The organism is Ketobacter sp. (assembly GCF_003671495.1).
Lineage (GTDB): Bacteria > Pseudomonadota > Gammaproteobacteria > Pseudomonadales > Ketobacteraceae > Ketobacter.
This window is the reverse complement of the sequence record NZ_RCHN01000020.1, coordinates 28,458-49,205: the sequence shown is the minus strand read 5'-3', so window position 1 is coordinate 49,205 and position 20,748 is coordinate 28,458. Positions and strand designations below refer to the sequence as shown.

At 56.3% G+C, this 20,748-nt stretch carries 4 protein-coding genes; 3 read left to right on the top strand and 1 reads right to left on the bottom strand.

Annotated elements, in window-relative coordinates:
* Positions 1 to 76: 76 nt before the first annotated feature.
* On the top strand, positions 77 to 16,645 hold the full coding sequence (locus D9N14_RS10160) for a non-ribosomal peptide synthetase (protein WP_290579268.1): 16,569 nt from the start codon (positions 77 to 79) through the stop codon (positions 16,643 to 16,645).
* Positions 16,646 to 16,653: 8 nt separating this feature from the next.
* Positions 16,654 to 17,910, top strand: a complete 1,257-nt coding sequence (gene ectB, locus D9N14_RS10155) for a diaminobutyrate--2-oxoglutarate transaminase (RefSeq protein WP_290579267.1) — start codon at positions 16,654 to 16,656, stop codon at positions 17,908 to 17,910.
* A 34-nt stretch (positions 17,911 to 17,944) separates the two neighbouring features.
* Here the strand turns inward: ectB and D9N14_RS10150 are convergent, their stop codons facing one another.
* Positions 17,945 to 19,138 carry a condensation domain-containing protein gene (locus D9N14_RS10150; RefSeq protein WP_290579266.1) on the bottom strand — a complete coding sequence of 398 codons (1,194 nt, stop codon included), beginning with the start codon at positions 19,136 to 19,138 and terminating at the stop codon, positions 17,945 to 17,947.
* 102 nt (positions 19,139 to 19,240) lie between these two features.
* Here D9N14_RS10150 and D9N14_RS10145 point away from each other — a divergent pair, with 102 nt between their 5' ends.
* Positions 19,241 to 20,548, top strand: a complete 1,308-nt coding sequence (locus D9N14_RS10145) for an MFS transporter (protein WP_290579265.1) — start codon at positions 19,241 to 19,243, stop codon at positions 20,546 to 20,548.
* Positions 20,549 to 20,748: the final 200 nt, after the last annotated feature.

Genomic DNA, 20,748 nt, shown 5'->3' with positions numbered 1-20,748 from the left:
GTCCAATGACCGATTACAGGACCAGAATGTTTTATTACAGGACTAGAATGTCCCATTATAGGAAAAGTTTCGCTATATGAACGTGCTTGATCTGCTGACCAGTTTGCGCAAAGCCAATATCCAGATTTCGCTGGTGGACGACAAGCTGAAGATTAAAGCGCCCAAAGGGGCGGTGACGCCGGAGATCAAGCAGCAGCTTGGCGAAGCCAAACAGGAGATCATGGATTTCCTGCGCGAAGCAGCGGCCCCGGTCCAGGCTTCCACCTCCATTCCGGTGATTGAGCGCAGTGGTGAGCTGGCGCTTTCCTATACCCAGGCGGCGTTGTGGACGCTGGATCAAATGAGCCCAGGCAGTATTGCTTACAACCTGCCCATGGCGTTCAAGTTTTTCGGTGGCCTGGATGTGGCCATTCTGGAACGGGCCATTACCACCGTGATTGAACGGCACGAAGTACTGCGTCTGGTGGTAAGGGAAAATGACAGCGGCGAGCCCTATGCCCATATTCATCAGCCTGGCGCGTTTCAACTGCCAGTGCACGACCTGGTGATCACTGAGCACGACCACTATGACGCGGAGATCAAGGCGGCGGTGGAACACTACGCCTTGCAACCTTTCGATCTGGCGGCAGGACCATTGTATCGGTTCGACCTGGTTCAGGTTCGGGGTGGCAGCGAGTTGGTTGAGGCCCATGATCTGTTGGTCGTGTGTCTGCACCACATTATCTCCGACGGTTTGTCACAGAACCTGTTGGTGCGTGAAATTGCCATGCTGTATGCCGCCTTTGTGCAGGGCGCGCCGTCCCCTTTGCCGGAATTGCCCGTGCAGTTTCTGGATTACGCCGCCTGGCAGCGGCAGCGATTGACCGGTGACAAACTGGAGCAGGAACTCGCCTTCTGGAAGTCCCAACTCCGGGGTGTACCTGCATTGTTGGCCTTACCCACGGATCGGCCGCGCCCCATTATCCAAAGCAGTAATGGAGCCCGCTATCACTTTTCCATTCCCCCTGTCATCGCCACAGCAGTGATCAAAACGGCTCAGGAACAGGGCCATACCGTGTTTATGGCACTGATGGCTGCGTTGCAGATGGTGCTGTCCCGTCATGCCCGGCAAACGGATTTTTGCATCGGAATGCCCACCGCCGGCCGCCATCTGCAGGAAGTGGAAAACCTGATCGGGTTTTTTGTTAATGGTGTACTGGTGCGGGCGGACCTGAAGGGCAACCCCACCTGGAAGCACCATCTCGACAACGTCAAACAACGACTGATGGATGTGTTGTCCCATCAGGAAACCCCTGCGCAACTTATCATTGATCACCTGGATGTACCTCGCAATCCAAGTTATCCCCCGTTGGCACAAGTCGGATTCCAGCTGCAGAATTTTTCCGGATCGGTACAGGCTGGCCGCGATGAAGCCGCCACGCTGGATGCGTTCCGCAGCATGACCAATCTCTCCATGGAACCGGTGAAGCTGGAGGAGGCGGATTCCAAGTTTGACATGATTGTAAGTGTTGCACAGAACGAGACCGATCTGAGTGGCTACGTTGAATACAACACCGACCTGTTTGATGAATCCACCATTTCACGCTTGATGGCGCATTTCAATCAGGCATTGAACAGTATGCTGGAGGAGCCGGAACAACGACTGGAGAACATTCAGCTGGATTCCCAGGCGGCGTTGAGCGAGGAGCTTGGCCTGGCGGAAGGGGAGCAGCTGTGCCGCCTTACCACGACCCAGATGGCGTTTGTTCAGGATATAGAACTACGACCGGAAACACGACAATACGCTGTGGGATTCCGCTATGCCATCCCCAAACCGGTTGATCATGCCCTGCTGCAACGCGCCATCAACCATGTGATTCAAAGCCATGGCGCGCTGCGGGCCCGCTTCGTGCGCTGTGATCTTCCCTGGGCGGACAGCGCCTACCAGGTGTTTCGCACCCATCACTCTGTGGAATTGGAGTTGATTGATTTGGGTGGGCGTGACGATGCGGACGCGTTTGTGGCGCGCCACTTTGACCAGTGGTGTTACCGTGCCCACGATATTTTCGCCAATGAACTGATTCGGTTCCAACTTATGGTGAGTGGCGACCAGAGCTGGCTTTTGCTGTCCTGTCACCACATCATCCTGGACGGCATGTCCGGCATGGCGATGTTGCGCAAGATAATCCAATCCTACGAAGCCGGGCTCCCGCCGCAACAGGCTCAGACATTGCCTGCCTATGACGATTGCTTTGCCGATTATGTAGAGCGTCACCACGCTGCGGTGGATCAGGCCAGTGCTGTGAAGTTCTGGCAGGAAAAAAGTGCAACCACTGCGCCGTTGGTGTTTTCCAAACCCGGCACCTGGCCATCTAAGCGGGATTATCAGATCCTGACGCTGCCCATAGACGATACATTGCTGGCGTCCATCAATGCCTATTGCCGCAAACAGAAAACCCATCCCAGTACTTTGTACCGGCTGGTCGCCGCGCTCATGATTCAGGAATACTGTCGTCCGGAATCGGATTTCGTGTTGTGGGACATTCAAAGCGGTAGAAGCGCAGCGGAAGAGGGTGGTATCGGGGTGTTCTATCAGCAAGTGCCCTACATTATTCCCAGGGACCTGCTGGCCGCCAGCCGCAATGCCGGAGAATTCTTCAGTCAGCAACGCCAATACCGTCGTGAGATCAAGGATTTTACCTTCCTGTCGTTGGCCAGGCTCAATCAATTGTTCCCGGCTGGCTCCCTCAGTTTCCAGTACAACTATTTCAACTTTCTGGAGCCAGTGAGCATCGACGGGGTTGCCTCGTTGCCTTACACCTTTTCTTCTCATGTGGACAATACCGTACAGGTGTTCGTGAAGGATTACGGCGCGTCCCTGGAGTTTGAACTTTGGTTTGATGGGGCTGTGTTCGTGCCGTTGGAGTTCCTGCAGCGCATGGAGCAGGTGACCCGTCAATTGGTATCCGATCCGGCAACGCAATTCGCCCACCTGCAATTTGATCTGGCGGCGGAACGGCGCCAGTTGGCGCAATGGAATGATAACGCAGAGCCACTCACCCACAGCACCATACTTACCTGGTATCAGGATGCGGTTACCCGTTATCCGCAGCAAATCGCACTGATCTATGATGAGTTAAGCCTGACTTACTCAGATCTGGATGCGGTCGTCAACCAATGGGCGAACCTGCTGATGGAGCAGGGTGTGGTGCCCCGTGATCGCGTCGGGATTTTCCTGGGGCGCTCCCAATGGTCCGTGATTGCCGTATTGGCAGTGCTTAAAACCGGCGCTACTTACATTCCCATAGAATCGTCCTATCCCTGTGAGCGGGTTGAATACATTCTGTCGGATTCCCAGGCCCGGTTGTTGATTACCGAGCGCTGTCTGGAACAGAAGCTACAGAACTTTAAGGGTGTGCGCTTGACGCTGGAAGAGGTCAATGCCTCACTGCACACCTTCGCCGCAGAATTTACTCTGCCTGAGATCAAAGCTGAAGATCCGATTTATGCGATTTACACGTCAGGCTCCACCGGCAAACCGAAGGGGGCACTGGTGGCACATGGGGGCGAGGTTAACCTCCAGCGTTGGTATACCTCGCTCTGCGATTTTGGGGCCGATGACCGCACTCTGATCATCAGTGCATTCGGGTTTGACCTGACGCAGAAAAACCTGTTCGCACCGCTACTCTGTGGTGGTGCTGTGGTGATTCCGGCGATGGAGGAGTTTGATGCGGGTGTAGTGGCGGCCGAGATTCAGCGTCATGGGATCACCCACATCAATTGCGCACCCAGTGCCCTGTATTCCATTGTAGAAGACTGTGATCCGCAGCGGGCCCGTCAATTACAAACCCTGCGCTGGGTATTTCTGGGTGGCGAACCCATCCGCTTGTCAGCTCTGCATCAATGGTTGCAATATGCCGACACCGTTGCCCAGGTGGTGAACAGTTATGGCCCCACGGAATGCACCGACGTGGTGTCCTTCCATGTGCTGCAGAACATCGCCTCTGAGAACCAGCTGATTCCCATCGGCAAGCCCATCTGCAACACCGATTTGTTCGTGTTGGATGAAAACCTGTTGCCGGCGCCCCTGGGTACCGTGGGTGAGATCTGCATCGGTGGGGCCGGTGTGGGATTGGGATACATCGGTCGTGACGATCTGAATGCAGAGGTGTTTGTTCGCCCGCCGCTTGCGGATGGCTCAGCTTATCAAGGGCTTCTGTATCGAACCGGCGATCTGGGGCGCTTTGGCCCGGATGGCAACATCGAGTATCTCGGCCGGAAGGACTTTCAGGTTAAAGTGCGCGGTTTGCGCATTGAGTTGGGCGAGGTGGAGGCTGCCATCAAGTCCTTGCCGCAAATCGAAGACGCAGTGGTCCTGGTGAAAGAGGATGCTTTGGTGGGCTATGGCCTCAATGCTGCGGGCACGTTGCCGGCAGACTGGCAGGCACAACTGCGCTCCCGGTTGCCGGACTATATGGTGCCGGCTCAGCTTGTGGTGTTGGCGCAATGGCCCCTGACCCCCAATGGTAAAATTGATCGCAAAGCCTTGCCGGAACCGGCCACCCAGGGCATGGCCACTGAGTTTGTGGCGCCACGCAACGATCTGGAAAACAGTATTGCCACCATCTGGGCCCAGGTGCTTAAACTGGATCGGGTCAGCGTAGAGGACAGCTTTTTCGATCTGGGGGGGCACTCGCTGCTGGCCAACCAGATCGTGTCCCGCATTCGCAAGCTGTATGACATTGAATTGCCGATCCGGGATCTGATGCTGTTCCCCACGGTGGCGCAATTGTCCGGTCGCGTGCTCAAGGCCCAAAAGAGTGAACAACTGGGCCAGATCGTTGCCGTCTCCCGGCAGCAGCGCATCCCGCTGTCTGCATCACAGCAGCGTTTGTGGCTGTTGGACCGGATTGATGCCGGTAACCCGGCTTATCATGTCCCCAGTGTGGTGACCGTGCGGGGCGCCATTCAGGTTAAGCTGATTCAGGCGGCCTTTAGGGCAGTCGTCAACCGCAATGAAGGGTTGCGCACCATCTTCGCTGAAGATGAGCAGGGGCCGTACCAACAGTTTCTGTCGGAGTCAGACTGGCAGCTTACTTTCATCGACGGCCGTAATTTGGATGAGTCTGCCCTGAAGCAGCAGGTTTCCCTCCAGGTGTTAACGCCGTTTCAGTTGGATCAAGGCCCTTTGTTCCGAGGGGCCATTATACAGCGCGCCGAAAACGAACATCTGCTGGTGGTGGTGCTGCATCACATTATCACCGACGGTTGGTCCAATGCCCTGTTGGTTCGTCAATTGGGTGAGGTCTATGTCCGCCTGTTATCTGGTGGTGCAACGGAACTGCCTGCGCCCAGTCTGCACTACGCAGATTACGCTGTGTGGCAGCAGGAATACCTGGCGCACACCCTCGACACCAAGATGGCGTTCTGGCAACAGTCGCTGGCGGATGTGGCCACTTTGGAACTGCCACTCGATTACAAGCGCCCCCCGGTGCAGACCTTTGCCGGTGCCAGCATCCAGTTTACGTTGGGTGCAACGGTGAGCGCAGCCATGAACGCGTTGTGCAATCGTTTCCAGATGACGCCCTTTATGGTGTTGTTGGCGGCCTATGGTGCATTACTGCAGCGTTACAGTGGCCAGGAACGCTTCGCTGTGGGTACGCCGGTAGCTGGGCGGGAGCGGCCGGAGCTGGAAGACGTGGTGGGCTTTTTCGTCAACACAGTGGCGGTGCCGTTGGCGCCAGAATCCAGTCAGTCTTTCTCCCAACTGTTGGAGCAGGTAAAACAAACGGCGCTCAGTTGTTTCGAACATCAGGACATCCCTTTCGAGCAGATTGTGGAGGAACTCAATCCGGTACGGGATATGAGCCGGTCTCCGATTTTCCAGGTGATGCTGGCCTATCAGGATATTCCGTTGGGCGATTCCGCCATCGCGGCCGGGCAACTGGGAACCCTGTCCCTGGAGCCCTATGCGTTGGAGCTCAACACGGCCAAGTTCGAACAGACCCTGACCCTGTGGCCTGGTACTGAGGGGCTCTGCGGGACGCTCAATTACAATACCGATCTGTTCAGTGCCAGCAGTGCCCAACAGTTCGTGGATCATCTGCAACGTTTTTGCGAGCAGGCTTTCCAACATCCGGAACGACCGTTACACCGGCTTGAAGTGTTGTCCGCCGCAGAGCGTCAACAGCAATTACATGAGTGGAACCAAACGCAGTTCAACTACACCGCCGATCGTATCGAAAACCTCTTCACTCAAGCGGCCGGAAAGGCATCTGAGTGCATCGCAGTGAGCCAGGGGGACCAGGTTCTGACCTATGCTGAACTGGCCCTGTGTTCTGATGCGGTGGCGGCAACGTTACGCCGGCAGGGCGTTGAACGTAATGCCTTTGTCGGTGTGGTGTCGGATCGCAATCTTCACCTGATGTCGGTGATCCTGGGTGTAATGAAGGCCGGAGCGGTTTATGTTCCCGTCGATGGCGCTTATCCGGAGCAACGGATTCGCTACATCTGTGAACAGTCCGGTATTCGTACCCTGTTGTCCTTACCGCACCTGAGTGAAAACCTGCCTGCTGAAATGGATGTCCTGGATGTCACGGATCTGCCGCAGTGGCTGGCCGAGGCTCCAGACACTCAATCTACCGAGTCCGTTCAGTTTCAGGATGACGACCTCATCTACGTCATTTATACCAGTGGCTCCACCGGGAACCCCAAAGGTACCGGTGCCTATCACCGCAGTGAAGCCAACCTGTTGGCCTGGTACACCGGGGCGTTCCAGATGAATGCCAATGACCGGGTGCTGCTGCTCAGTGCCATTGGATTCGATCTGACGCAAAAAAATCTGTTCGCGCCGTTGCTCTGCGGCGCGCGCCTGGTGATCCCCGAGTTTCAGGAATATGATCCGCAAAAAATCATTGAGGTGATCGAGCGCGAGGAAATCACCTGGATCAACTGCGCACCCAGTGCCTTCTATCCCCTGGTGGACGCTGCAGGGGATTGGCAACGCCTTGCCTCACTGCGTTATGTGTTCCTGGGTGGCGAGCCGATCAATCTGTCACGGATAAGCCCCTGGTTACAACAGACCACTTGCCAGCTCATCAACAGTTACGGCCCCACAGAATGTGCAGATATCGCTGCCTGGCATGCCATTGATCTCACGCAGGATAGCGGCAAGTCCGCCATTCCCATTGGAAAACCCAACTACAACGTGCAATTGTATGTATTGGGGGAACATCAGGAGCTACTGCCCAGGGGGGCCATTGGCGAACTTTGTATTGGCGGTGACGGGGTCGGCCCCGGGTACCTCAATCAGGCGCAGTTAACCGCGTCTGTGTTCATTGACAACCCCTTTCAACCGGGCTCCAAACTCTATCGCACCGGCGATCGGGTACGTTACCAGCCCGATGGGGCCGTGGTGTATCTTGGACGTCGCGACCATCAGATCAAGTTGCGGGGTTATCGCATCGAAGCAGGCGAAATCCAGGCGCTCGCCAATCGTCATGAGGACGTCAAGGAATCCCTGGCGGATGTCATCCGGAACCCGTCCGGCGTGGACCAACTGGTGGTGTGGGTGGTCAGTCAGCGGCCCGAAGCGGAGTATCCTGCCCTGATTTCCGAACTGAAGCCGCTTGCCCGTCGGCATCTGCCCAGCTTCATGCTGCCGGATGCCTGGGTAGTGTTGCCGGCATTCACGCTCACTGCGAACGGCAAAATAGATCGTAAAGCTTTGCCACAACCGAGCTGGACTTCCGCGATGGATCGGTATGTGGCGCCCCGCAACGAACAGGAGTTGGCCCTGGCGGAGATCTGGGCCCAGGTGTTGCGTTTGGATCAGGTGGGTGTGCACGACAACTTTTTTGAATTGGGTGGTCATTCCCTGTTGGCGACCCAGGTGGCAGCGCGGGTGCGGACCCGCCTGGGCGTGACACTGCCGATCCGGGATCTGATGTCGCATCCCACCGTAGCGGAGCTGGCGTTGCGGTTGTCTGCTCATCTGCGCAGCGTGGATGAGCCCGACTTGGTGCCCGTGGCGCGAGACCAACGTTTACCCCTTTCCTTTGCCCAGCAACGGCTTTGGCTGCTGGATAAAATTGATGCGGAATCCCTGGCGTATACGGTGCCTTCGATCATCCGAATTCGCGGAGCATTGAAGCCATCCATCTTGGAAGCAGCACTGTCGGAAGTGCTGAATCGCCATGAAGGCTTGCGCACCCATTTCGGTGAGGACGAAGAGGGGCCCTATCAGAAAATACTTGAGCCACAGCACTGGCCTCTACCGGTGGTGGACGTGGAGCGCGAAGCGGGCAGCACTGAAGAGCAAGCCTTGCTGACCGAGTGCAAGCGCCTGCTGGCCATAGAATTAATGACTCCGTTTGATCTGAGCCGTGGCCCCTTATTCCGCACCCGGCTGTTCAGGCTGGGGGCGGATGACCACGTATTCATGGTAGCGATTCATCACGTGGTTACCGATGGCTGGTCCATGAATCTGTTGATCGAGGATCTGGCCCAGGCCTATCTGCAACTGGATCTTCATGGCGCCGTGATGTTGGACCGCTTGCCCATCCAATACGCGGACTTTGCCCAATGGCAGCGCCAGCGCCTTGACCAGGCTCAGCAACAACGACTGTTGGAATACTGGAAGCAGCAGCTCCATGGCGTCGAACCCCTCAACCTGCCTTTGGATTTCCAGCGACCGGCCGTGCAGAGCTATAACGGAAAAACCGTGCGCTTCAGCATTGGCAAACCGGTACGTGATGCGCTCTACCGACAGGCCGTCAACGACAACACGTCGTTGTTCGTTTCTCTGCTCAGTGGTTTATTTATTCTGTTGCGGCAATACTCCGGGCAAAACGATTTTTGCATCGGCACGCCAGTGGCCGGTCGGGAGCGGGCTGAACTGGAAAAGGTGGTGGGATTCTTTGTGAATACCCTGGCCATCCGGGCTGACGTTTCCGCCCGGGAGACCTTTACTCAGGTTCTGCAGCAGGTAAAGCAGTCCGTACTCGATGGGCTGGCGCATCAGGAGATGCCCTTCGAGCAGATTGTCGATGAGGTGGATCCCGCCCGGGACATGAGTCGTACACCGGTGTTCCAGGTGATGCTGGCCTATCAGAATCTGCCTCAGGAACAAGCCGCACTGTCTGGCGCTGATCGCCTTGGGGACATTGCGCTGGAGCCGTTCGATCCCGGTGTGGATTCCAGCAAGTACGAGCTGACCATGACCTTATGGGAATCCAGCGACGGTCTGGGTGGCTCCCTGCAATACAACAGCGACCTGTTCCTGCCCGCTACCATTGAGCGCATGGTCGACCATTACACAGCACTGCTGGAATGCGTTGCCTGCAATCCTGATCTGCCTATTCATCAACTCGAGTTCCTGTCTGCGGAGGAGCGAGAACAGCAGTTGATTGAGTGGAATCTCACGGCTCATGATTATGATCGCGAACTGACCCTGGACCGAGCGCTGACGTCCGTGCTGCTGCAGCACCGGGAGCGTATTGCGGTACGCTGTGGTGACGACACACTCACCTATGGCCAGCTGGATGAGTTGTCCAACAAAGTGGCGGCCGCGCTGCAGGCGCAGGGGATCAAAGCAGGGGATAAAGTAGCGTTCTGCCTCGATCGCAACCTGCACTTGCTTACTGTCTTGGTGGGCATCATCAAGGCCGGCGCCACCTACGTGCCACTGGATGCTTCCTATCCAAAACAGCGCTTGGCCTACATTCTTGAGCACGCGGATGCGCGCCTGGTGTTGACGCAGCAGCATTTGTTGTCTGCGCTGCCGGAGACAACGCCCATCCTGGTTTGGGAAACCTTACTGGCAGCCATGGAAACGCTGTCCGAAATGGTGACGCCGGTTCAGGTATCACCCGAACAACTGCTCTATGTGATTTTCACTTCCGGTTCAACCGGCAATCCAAAAGGCACCGGCGCATATCATCGTTCGGAAATGAATTTGCTCAACTGGTACCGGGGTGAATTCAATATGGTGGCAGAGGACCGGGTGCTGTTGATGTCAGCGGTCGGTTTTGATCTCACGCAGAAAAACCTGTTTGCACCTCTGCTGCAGGGAGCCGAACTGGTCATTCCCCACTTCAATGAGTTTGATGCCCATAAACTGAATGGGATCATTGCCCGTCATGGGGTGACCTGGCTCAATTGTGCTCCCAGTGCTTTTTATGCTCTGCAGGATGAACCGGCTGACTGGCCGCAACTGGCGTCCCTCAGGCTGCTGTTTTTAGGTGGAGAGCCCATCAACGTGCCTCGCCTTGCAGATTGGTTGCAGCACTCACGTTGTCAGTTGATCAACAGTTACGGTCCCACGGAATGTGCTGACATCGCGGCCTGGTATCCGGTGGATGTGAAGCGAGATTATCATGCTGCGGCCTTACCCATTGGCCGTCCTAACTATAACGTGCAACTCTATGTGCTGGGGGACCAACAGGAACTGTTGCCCACGGGCGCCATCGGAGAATTGTATATCGCGGGCGACGGTGTGGGCCCCGGCTACATCAACAACCCGGAGCAGACCCAGGCAGCCTTTCTTGCCAATGTCTATGCCCCGTCCGGCGCAGCCGACAATGTAGCCGACAATCCATCCGGAAAACCATCAGAGAATGCCACTAAATTCTACCGCACCGGTGACCGGGTACGGTATCGGGCGGATGGCAATGTAGAATATCTGGGGCGTCGCGATCATCAGATCAAGCTGCGCGGCTATCGGATTGAAGCTGGCGAAATTCAATCGGTGTTGAATCATGTGGATGCCGTCAAGGATAGCTTGGTGGATGTATTGAAAGAAACCTCCGGCCAACAGCGATTGGTGGCCTGGGTGGTGGTCACGGATACCCAGGCGGACTGGGAGCCCGTATTAAAGCAGGCCTGTCTTGATCGTTTACCCGCGTTCATGGTGCCCGATGCCTGGGTGATGCTGGAACGCTTCCCACTTACGCCCAATGGCAAAGTTGACCGCAAAGCACTGCCCGAGCCGCAGTTGCAGTCTGAGAAAGAGCATGTGGCGCCGGCAACAGAGCAGGAAGCAACTCTCTGCAAATTGTGGGAAGGGGTCTTGGGCGTTCAGCCGGTTGGGGTCACTGATAATTTCTTCCAACTGGGGGGGCAGTCGCTGCTGGCCACCCGCTTGGTGAGTCGCATGTCCCGTACTTTGGGGATGACCATTCCAGTACGTAAGCTGTTTGAACACCCGACCATTCGTTCTTTGTTACGGCAACTTGAACAGCAGCCCAACGCGCAATCCCAGATGCCGGTCACGCGGCGCCCTGAACCGGAACGAGCTCCCTTGTCCTTCGGTCAACAACGACTGTGGTTCTTCGAGCAGATGAATCCCGGCACTCAGGCAAATAACATGCCGGTGGCGGTGCGGATCAAAGGCCATCTGGATGATGGCGTACTGGAAAAAGCCTTTGCTGAACTGATCCGGCGCCATGAATCCCTGCGCACCTGTTTCGACACAGACGAATCCGGTAACCCCATTCAGCAGATTCAACAGAAGGTGCCTTTTGTCCTGCAGCGTTCCGACCTTAGCGCGTTAGGAGACGAAACTAAGGCAGCGCAATTGAATGCATTGATCACGGAGAACAGCCGCACGCCGATTTCTCTGTTACAAGCACCGTTGTTACGGGCCCATTTTATCAGGACCCACTGTATCCCGAACCATGCCGACTCTACAGCAAGTGAATCATCAGAGCAGATGTTGCTGTTGTGTATGCACCATATCATTTCGGACGGTGCTTCCCAGGTGGTGTTGTTCCGTGAGCTGATGACGCTGTATCTGGCATTTATTTCCGGCCAGCCGTCGCCGCTGCCGGAACTCACCATCCATTATCCCGATTTCGCCTATTGGCAGCGACAACGCCTGGACGACCAGTCGATGGCGCAGCAGCTTCAGTATTGGAAGCAGCAACTGCAGGGTGTGCCGGCGCTTCTGGATCTGCCCCTGGATAAACCTCGCCCCAAAGTTCAGACTGCACACGGGGCCACGGTGAACGCCACCTTACCGGAGCCGCTGACCCAAAATCTGCTGGCCCTGTGCGAGCAAGCGGGGGTTACCCCTTTCATGGCGACACTGTTGGCTTGGCAAGTGGTCTTGTACCGCTTCAGCGGCCAGCCGGATATCGTAGTGGGTGTGCCAACGTTGGGACGCAACAGCCCGGAGCTGGAAGGAATCATCGGCTTCTTCATCCAGAGCCTGGTACTGCGTGCCCGCTTTGATCGGAATCCGCTGCTCAGTCAAGCCTTGGGCGTAACCAAAGAAACCGTACTGGAAGGCTTTTCCAATGGCGATGTGCCCGTGGACAAAATTGTGGAACACTTGGGCATTGCCAGAAACCCGTCCTATTCCCCCTTGGTACAAGTAGCGTTCCAGTTGCTGGACAGTGCAGGTTTCAACACCGCGCAACTTGCGGAACAGGCCCGCATTGGCGATATGGAAGTGGAAATTCTCGGCTCAGAAACCGCATCGGCCAAATTTGATCTCACGTTGAACCTGACGCTGGATGGCGATCAACTTAACGCCTCTCTGGAATACAACACCGACCTGTTCGTGGAATCCACCGCCCAGGCTCTGTTGTCCGGTTTCGAGAACGTATGTAGCCAGCTGGTGGAGGCACCGGATACTCCAGTGGCGGCCGTAGACCTGCTGGCCAGCCAACAGTTGCTGCAGGCGCTTGATCTGGATTCGGCTACTGCAGAGAGCGTTCAGCCTCTCTCCGCCATGCAATATGACATGTTCATGGACAACCTGGTGAACCCGGACTCCCTGCAAAGCAGCCACGGTTGGAACATTCATATCCACCGCCGCCTGGATGTTGAATTATGGCAACGGGCCTTGCGGACCATTGTTGAGCAACAGCCCATGCTGCGGGCACGCTTCGTGGCATCCCAGAAAGCCAGTCTGGATATGGGTTACCTGGTCATCGACAAACAGACTACGCCACAAGTACAGTTGATCGATAAAAGCGATGTGGAGTTTTCTGACGCGGAACTGGCACAATTGATTAACCGTCTGGTGTACAAGCCCTATCATCTGCAACGGGATCCACTGGTTTCCTACTATGTGGTCAAGCTGGGCCCTGAACATTTTGTGGTGGTGACCGCAGCGCACCACGCGATACTGGATGGGGCGTCACTGAATGTGCTTTGGTCCCAGTGGACCCAGGCCTATGAGCGTTTAGCGCAGCAGGATTCCTATTCGCTGTCTGCCGTGCCCTATGCCGACTTCGTCGCGGTGGATCGGCACGTGATGGATACCGCACCGGTGCTCCAGTTCTGGCAGGAAAAGCTGGCCACGGTTGAGCCGCTGGCGTTCACCGTGCCGTCCCCGGTGCCGGCAGCCTCCCACTTTGTTACCCGGGAGTTGTATCTGGAGGATAGTCATTGGGATGCGGTGAAAGGGTTCTGCCGCAGCCGTCGTATAACCCCGGCCCTGTATTTCAAGTGCCTGTTTGGTTTTGTGGTGCAACAGTATTGCCGAGCCGATACGGATTTCTCCATTCAGGAAACCATGGGTGGCCGTATCAAAGGACACCATGAAGCACTGGGCTGTTACATTCAGGAGATTCCCTTTGTCTTCAACAAAGGGGCATTGTCGTCTGACCAGCGCTTCGTGGATTTGCTGGAATACGCGCGCCAGTTCCAGAAATCCATCAAGGATTTCCGCTTGATCTCCATCGGCAAGCAATTGCAGTTGTCACCTAAAGGCCGTATCGGCTTTATGTACAACTTCTATCAGTTCCTGGGGCAGACCGAATTTTTGGGTGAGTCATTCAGCCCGGAGGGAACCCCCAGCGATCCTGCCAACAATGTGCAGTTTGTGGTAACCGAGGTGGCGGGTCGTCTCAAACTGAATTTGTTCTATCACCGCCATCTGTTTGCCGACCTGGGAATGTTGCAGCGGATTCGTGCGCTCAGCCATCAGGTTTTGGCGCAGGCCGACGTGACCCTGGCAGAGCTTAATCTGGTGACCGAGCCCGGTGAACGACTCAGGTTACTGGAATCCTGGAATGATACCAGACGGGATTATGATCTGAGCCTGTGTGTCCACCAGAAATTTGAAGTGCAGGTACAGCGCACGCCTGGTGCCCTCGCCATCACCGACGACCAGGGCGCATTGACTTACCTGGAACTGAATCAGCGTGCCAATCAACTGGCCCATTATCTGATGGAACATGGGGTGCGCGAAAACCATCTGGTGGGCTTGTGCGCAGAGCGCTCCTGCGATTTTCTGGTGGGCATTCTTGGCATCCTGAAAGCCGGCGGGGCCTATGTGCCTATGGACCCGAAGTATCCCGACGATCGCATCGACTATATGATCCAGAATTCCGACGTGGGGGTATTGATCACACAACAGCATTTGCTGCCAAAGTCGGACTCAGCCCCGTCCACCCTGCATCGGGTGTGTCTGGACCGCGATTGGCCGCAGATCGCCAGCGGTTCCATGAACAACCCGAACCTGCCGTTGGGGCCGCGCAACCGGGCGTACATGATTTACACCTCCGGTTCCACGGGTTTGCCCAAAGGGGCCATTGTGCGCCACGACGGAGCCATCAACCACATTGAGGCGGAATGTGAAGTGTTGGGCTTTGCGGATGCGTTCAGCTTCCTGCAAACTGCACCTGCATCATCGGATATCTCTGTGTGGCAATTCGTGGGACCCATCACCCGGGGCGGCCAGGTTGTGGTGCTGGACGATGTCACCCATTCCCGAAAGCTGTTCCAGAAAGTGCAGCAGCATCAGGTTGACGTGGTGGAACTGGTGCCCGTGGCCTTGCAACTGTTGATGGAATACGTGCGCCAGCTGCCCCAGTCCGAACGGGAGCTGCCCTCTCTGCGCTGGATGATGGCCACCGGGGAGGCGGTGTCGGTGGAACTGGTGAACGACTGGCTCGAACTCTTCCCCAATATACCGGTGGTCAATGCCTATGGCCCCACAGAAGCCGCGGATGACGTTATTCAATGCTCGATCCGGCAACCACTGCCGGCAACTCAGAAGTCCGTGCCCATCGGCCGACCCCTGGGCAATCTCAGGGTCTATATTCTGGACCCGCTGCTGCGCCTGGTGCCGCCCGGTGTGCCGGGGGAGATCTGCATCGGCGGAATCGGGGTGGGTGAGGGCTATTGGCGCAATCCGGACAAGACCGCCGCTGCCTTTGTTGCTGACCCCTATTGCGGCCAGGCAGGTGCGAAAATGTATCGAACCGGGGATCTGGGTCGCTGGTTAGCCGATGGCACCGTAGAGTACCTGGACCGGGTGGATAACCAGGTCAAGGTGCGCGGCTTCCGCATTGAACTGGGTGAGGTGGAAGCCGCGCTGTCTGCGTTGCCCGGCGTGCGGGAAAACGTCGTCATTGTGCGGGATGACCTGCCCGGTGGTAAGGCTTTGGCAGCTTATGTTGTGGCCGGTCAGGGCGTTGCCGATCAAGGGGGGCACTCCGGTCCGAACCTGGACCCCCAGCGCTTGCGGGCGCAGCTGCGGGAATCCTTGCCGGACTTCATGGTCCCCGCTGCCATTACGGTGATGGATGCCCTGCCGTTGACGCCGGCCGGTAAGATTGACCGTAAAGCCCTGCCCAGGCCGGTGGCGATTCAGCTGGGCGGTGCGGAGTACGTGGCACCCAGAAACGACGTCGAATCAGCCTTGGTCACGATCTGGGAATCCTTCATGCCGGTGGAGCGTATTGGCGTCACCGATAATTTCTTCGAGCTGGGCGGGCATTCCCTGGTTGGGGTGCGCATTATGGCGAAAGTGAACAAAACCTTCGGCCTGCAGCTGCAGGTGGCTGCACTGCTCACCACCCAGACCATCGAAAAACTGGCTCAACTGATCCAGGGCGGGCAGGGCACCGATGATCTTCTGGTGCCCATTGAAGTGTCCGATCGGCCACCGCTGTTTATGATTCATCCCATTGGTGGCGATGTCCTGTGCTATGCCGACCTGGCTCGGGCGTTGCGGAATCAGTATTCCGTCTACGGGCTCCGGGCCCAGGGCCTGGACGGTACTCAGCCCCCGCTAGGCAGCCTTGCGGAAATGACTGAACGCTATGTGGGCCTAATCCTGAACACCCAGCCCCAGGGACCATACTCCCTTCTGGGTCAGTCCATTGGCGGTATTTTCGCCTGGGCTGTGGCGGCCAGGCTGGAGGCGCTTGGTCATCAGGTGGCGGACGTGGTGATGCTGGATACCTACAGTCCGCAGCATCTGCGGGGCACTCGGGATTCCGGCGCGGCGCTTCTGGGCAAAGCGCTGGGTGTACCCCTGGCTAATCCAGATGAAGTGGGTACGGCTAAAAGCAGCGAGGAAACAGAAGCTTACCTGACCAGAATCCATGATCTGAGTGTACAAGCCGGTGTGTTGCCCGCGGAAATGTCGCGGGCCCAGTTCGCCGCGCTCTATGCAGTGGTACTACAAAATCACACCATTGCTTCACAATATGAAGTGGAAAAAATTGCGGCCAGAGTGCATCATTTCACAGCGTCTGCTAATGTATCCGGCGGTCACTCTGGCGCGACTTGGCAAGGACTTCTCCCTGAGCCGGTTTCCCACGAGGTGGACGGTGGTCACGAATCCATGATGCAGGGCGCACTCGCCGTCACCCTGGCAGAGTCGATTCTGGATCGGCTCCATCTCGATAACAACAATAATGAATGAGGCGTTGAATGCTAGTTGATGTGTTTCAGCAGTATGAATCCGAAGTGCGTTCCTATTGCCGTGCTTTCCCCACCGTATTTACCAAGGCCAAAGGGTCCCACATCGAGGCTCAGGACGGCACGCGCTATCTGGACTTTTTTGCCGGCGCCGGTGCGTTGAACTACGGTCACAACCCGGATCTAGTGAAGCACCGCCTGATTGAATACCTGCAGGAGGATGGCATCCTGCATGGCCTCGACATGTACACCGATGCCAAGGGCCATTTTCTGGAGGTGCTGCAGGAATCCATTCTAAAGCCCCGCAACCTGGATTATCGGGTTCAGTTTTGTGGCCCCACCGGCACCAACGCGGTTGAGGCGGCCCTCAAGATTGCCCGTAAAGTTAAGGGCCGGCGCAATATATTTGCTTTTCAGGGTGGCTATCACGGCATGACCCTGGGGGCGCTGGCCTGCACCGGGAATGCGTACAACCGCAAAGGGGCCGGCACAGCCTTACCGGACGTCACCTTTATGCCGTTTCCGTTTGGGCCCATGAAAGACATCGACACCATCGCCTATATGGATGCAGTGCTGTCCGACAGCAGCTCCGGTATTGATAAGCCCGCCGCCATGGTGCTGGAAACCATCCAGGCGGAGGGTGGTGTGGTGGTGGCGCCGGTTGAATGGTTGAAGCAACTCAGGCAGCTCTGCGATAAACACGATATTCTCATGATCGTAGACGACATCCAGGTCGGCTGCGGTCGCAGCGGCGGCTTTTTCAGCTTTGAGCGGGCCGGCATCGTGCCCGATATTGTGACCCTGTCCAAATCCATCAGCGGTTGTGGATTGCCGCTTGCTATTGTTCTGCTAAAGCCTGAACTGGATAAGTGGCAACCCGGTGAGCACAACGGTACCTTCCGCGGTAACCAGTTGGCGTTCGTGAGCGGTGTGGCCGGCATTGAACTGTTCCAATCCCTGGATATTCCCGCTCAAGTCGCCGAGAAATCCCAGCTGGTGCAGACTGAATTGCAATCGATGATAGAAAACCTGGATCCGCGCATGGAGTTGCGGGGGCTGGGTTTAATCTGGGGTGTGGACCTTACGCCCTTGAAAAACGAAAAGCTCATCGATCAGATCACTACCAATTGCTTTGAAAAGGGCCTGATCATTGAAAACGCCGGCCGCAAAGGTCAGGTATTGAAGCTGCTACCGCCACTCACCATTACCCAGGATGAGTTGCTCACGGGTTTGCATATTATCGAACGAGCAATAAAAAAAGCCCTGTAAGGGCTTTTTTTATTTTATGCGCCAGCTCGCTGTACTACAGAGAATCCAGCTTGGTCGCCAGTTCCCCACAAAATGTTTTCAGCTCAGCCATAGTACAAAGTGCCCTGGGGCAACCGATGATGATATTGGTGGTTTCGTTATACGAAACAGCGGCAACATAGAGCGGCTTGTTCTCGAACGGAATCGGTACACCAAATTGTGAAAACGGCTCAAACCCATCGCAGGAGAACAGGTCGTTGTTGACTTCCCCCAGATAGCTGATGATGCCAGAGCCGCGATAACGCTGTTGCTTATGCAGGCGCTGCAGGGAGTCCGGGTGGGTCCGGAACAGTGATTTAGGTAACCACTTTACGAATTTGTGGTTCTCCTTGAACGGGGCCAAATCCATTTTTTGCCGCATGGCCCTGACGATTTGCGAACGGATCTGATTCAGTGTGCTGTCGCTGCTGACGTCCAGGTCGATGGCGCCGCTGCAGTTGGCGATGGTGAGGCCTTCCTCGTCCGTCATATAACGCCGCAGGTCCGCCGGGATGCGAAACCCCACATGGCCTTCGCCGAAATGTTCCCGCGCCAACTGACTGCAGGCGAAAATCATCTTGGCGGCAAATTTGTTTTTGTCACCGCGCCAATCAAAGCGACTCCAGTGACAACCGGACAGGGTTTCATTCAGCGTGCCCTTTATCACCGGCAGGCAGTGCGGTGGGCTGGCTGTCCACTCGGGGCGCTCTTCCCGCATGGCGATGTCCCATTCGGTCAGTTTGGAGGTTGAGCCCAGCGGCGCCTCGCCCCGCAGAATGCGGAATACCTCATTCATCAGGTGGACAGTGCCACGACCGTCAGTGATGGCGTGATGGGTTCTGAACAAAATGTGGAGCCCGTTCGAGGTGCGAATTTTCGCGATCTGGCAGGGGGGCTCCCGGCGCAGGTCGATGGGGTTACCCAGCAGCGGAGCACCCTCTGAGGTGCTGCTGTCCCAGTCGGGCGCGTCCAGCTCCTCAACCGTGGGGTCAAGCCCCTCCACCCACCGGCGCCAGCCCCAGACTCCCTGTAATCGCAATTTGAATCCGGGGTTGGCGGCCACCGCCTGCGCCAACGCCGATTGCAATCGATCACGCTCAATATCGCCGTTCCCGATCACGAAAAACTGATTCACAGTGGGAGAATAATGGGGCAGGTCAGTGGCAATGTAGGTGAATTCGAGGGGGGATGGAATCCGATAAAAACTCATAAAATCGTTATTATTGTTGCGAGATCGTTAACTATACCATGCCAGGATTATAGGGTACTATGACCAGCCTTACTAAAATAATAATCGCGGTCCTGTAAGTTGATGTCAGGCTTGAAGCTTTTCTATTTTATCCTCTTTGGCCAATCCATTTCTCTGCTCGGCTCCTCTCTCACAGGCTTTGCGCTGGGTGTCTGGGTGTACCAAACCAGCGAATCTGTGATGGAGTTCACAACCATACTGGTGGCGTCCACCCTTCCTGGTATCGTGTTGGGACCCTTCATCGGCAGCTGGATTGATCGCCTCAATCGTAAAGCCCTGTTAGTGGGTGCCCAGAGCGGCAGCGCCGTTGTCATCGTAGCGCTTGCGGTTTTGTATCACTTCGAGATGCTGCATTTCTGGTACATCATACTTTTGGTGGCGCTGGCTTCAGTGTTTGCGACCGTGCTGCAGGTGGGGTTCACATCCACGGTCACCCTGATAGTCCCCACCGATGATCTCAATAAGGCCAATGCCGCGCTGGGTATCGTGTTGGGCCTGGTGCAGCTGGCCGGACCCTTTCTCGCGGGCAAAGCCCTGGATACCATCGGTATCTCCACGATCCTGCTGATCGACATCGTCAGTTTCCTGTTTGGATTGGGTACCCTTATCGTCGCTTCGGTGCCTTCCATCCCGAAAGCTGTCAAGGAAGGTACAACCACCGTCTGGCAGGAAGTCAAAGAAGGCTATCTGTTCCTCAAATCCAAACCCGGGGTCTTGGGTGGGCTCTACCTGTTTACCCTGATCTGGTTCAATGTGTCGGCGGTGCAGGCGCTGATCACACCGTTGGTGCTTTCCTACGCCACGCCCAGCGAAGCCGGCCTGATCATGTCCGTCGCCGGCGTCGGAGCCCTGGTGGGTGGTGCGCTTATGATGACCTGGAAGGGGCCGGAACGCCGCATGTATGGGATTCTGGGTGCGGCCCTGGCCATTGCGGTGGTGTTGGTGCTGCTCCCGGTTTACACCAACCTGATGTGGATTGGCGGTTGGGCGTTCCTGATCATGGCGTTGGCGCCGGTGGCCACCGTCTGCAGCCAGACCCTTTGGCAGCGTAAGGTCCCGGTGCATTTCCACGGTCGGGCTTTCAGTTTGCGCAACACCATTATGAAAGCCGCTCAGCCGGCCGCATTCCTGAGTGCGGGGTTCCTGTATCAGAGTGTCTTTGAGCCGTTGATGACCGAAGGTGCTGTGTTGGCGAACCTGTTCGGGCCCATATGGGGCATTGGGGAGGGCAGGGGGATAGCGTTGTTAATCAGCCTGTTCGGGGTGTTGAGCATCGTTATGGTGTTGATTGCCTGGGGGATTCCCGCCATTCGTCTCGCCGACACCGAGCTGCCGGATGAAAATGTAAACCGCGGGCCGGCTGTGACCTAACAGTCATATGTTCTGTGTATGCTTTATGTGAACTGTGTAAGTTGTGTAACGCGCTGTTTTTAAAGTGTTAAATTTTCCCACTTCTCGTATCAGGGGTTTGACGGCGAAGGCATGCACGCGTTAAATGGATGAACATATATACAAAAACCAGTTTCAAATGGACTTGGAACGAGCGTTCAGATAATATTGGTTAGTCTTCG

What these genes read in the sequence shown, in the direction of transcription:
- D9N14_RS10160 (WP_290579268.1), top strand. Translation starts at nt 77, where the DNA reads ATGAACGTGCTTGATCTGCTGACCAGTTTGCGCAAAGCCAATATCCAG.
- ectB (WP_290579267.1), top strand. Translation starts at nt 16,654, where the DNA reads ATGCTAGTTGATGTGTTTCAGCAGTATGAATCCGAAGTGCGTTCCTAT.
- D9N14_RS10150 (WP_290579266.1), bottom strand. Translation starts at nt 19,138, where the DNA reads ATGAGTTTTTATCGGATTCCATCCCCCCTCGAATTCACCTACATTGCC.
- D9N14_RS10145 (WP_290579265.1), top strand. Translation starts at nt 19,241, where the DNA reads ATGTCAGGCTTGAAGCTTTTCTATTTTATCCTCTTTGGCCAATCCATT.